Source organism: Streptococcus sp. SM3 (assembly GCF_027497875.1).
Map to the genome: position 1 here is coordinate 1 of NZ_JAJNSA010000215.1, position 1,267 is coordinate 1,267.

Here is a 1,267-nt window from a genome sequence, read left to right on the forward strand (position 1 = left end):
AAGATGGGGACATCATGGAATTCCGTTTTAATGTATAAGAGAGTTAAAAAGATGTAAAGGTTGGAAAAAATATTTCCAACCCTTTTAGTGTTTTGAAAGGAAAGAGATGACGAAATTAATTGTTGGATTGGGAAATCCAGGTGATAGGTATTTTGAAACCAAACACAATGTAGGCTTTATGTTAGTTGATCAAATGGCAAAGTCTTTAAATCTTACTTTCTCCCATGATAAGATTTTTCAAGCTGATATCGCCTCAACATTTTTGAATGGAGAAAAGGTCTATTTTGTAAAGCCGACCACTTTCATGAATGAGAGTGGAAAAGCAGTCCATGCCCTTCTGACTTATTATGGTCTGGATATTGAAGATCTTTTGGTTATTTACGATGATTTAGATATGGAAGTTGGTAAGATTCGTCTTCGAGCTAAAGGATCAGCTGGAGGTCATAACGGAATCAAATCGATTATCAATCATATTGGAACTCAGACTTTTTATCGAATTAAGATTGGAATTGGAAGACCTAAGCAGGGCATGTCAGTTGTTCATCATGTATTAGGAAAATTTGATAAAGACGATTACATCACTATTCTACAAACAATCGATCGAGTAGAAGAAGCGGTTAACGATTACTTGATAGAAGAAAATTTTGAAAGAAGCATGCAGAAATACAACGGGTAAGTAGATGAATGTAATTGATTTAGTGAGTCAAAACTCCAACCTTCTATCCTGGCAACAAGGTTTGCAAAAAAAAAATAGGGAATTGATCTTAGGATTGTCTGCGACCACAAAGGCTATTGTAATGGCTTCAGCCTTTGATTCTATTGAAAAAGCAGTCCTCATCACTTCCAGTTATAACGAAGCAGAACGATTGGCCAGTGATTTTATTGCCTTACTTGGAGAAGAGAAAGTCCATACATTTTTGGGAGATGATAACCCTTTAGCAGAATTTGTTTTTGCTTCACAAGAAAGGCAATTTGCACGATTAGAGGCTTTGAACTTTTTATGCCAAGAAGATCGTCAAGGCATCCTTGTGACCAATGTGAGTGGTATAAAACTACTATTACCTTCTCCTAAAGTTTTTGCATCTAGCATTTTTCAATTGAAGGTTGGTCAAGAAATAGACTTAACTACTCTGAGTGAAACATTACAGAAGATTGGCTACCAAAAGGTGAGCCAAGTTTTGCAACAGGGAGAGTTTAGTCTACGAGGAGATATTTTAGATATCTTTGAGATCGACCAACTCCAACCCTATCGGATTGAATTTTTCGG

General features: G+C 36.2%; 1 protein-coding gene and 1 pseudogene. Both read left to right on the forward strand.

Features of this window, described 5'->3' with window-relative positions:
* Nucleotides 1-106: 106 nt before the first annotated feature.
* Nucleotides 107-676: an aminoacyl-tRNA hydrolase gene (gene pth, locus PAN06_RS14285; RefSeq protein WP_269796662.1), complete on the forward strand. Its 570-nt coding sequence runs from the start codon at nucleotides 107-109 to the stop codon at nucleotides 674-676.
* Nucleotides 677-680: 4 nt separating this feature from the next.
* Nucleotides 681-1,267, forward strand: a pseudogene (locus PAN06_RS14290) (transcription-repair coupling factor); the annotation flags it as partial.

Excerpts from the sequence above, each read along its gene's own strand:
- pth (WP_269796662.1), top strand. The coding sequence starts at position 107 with ATGACGAAATTAATTGTTGGATTGGGAAATCCAGGTGATAGGTATTTT.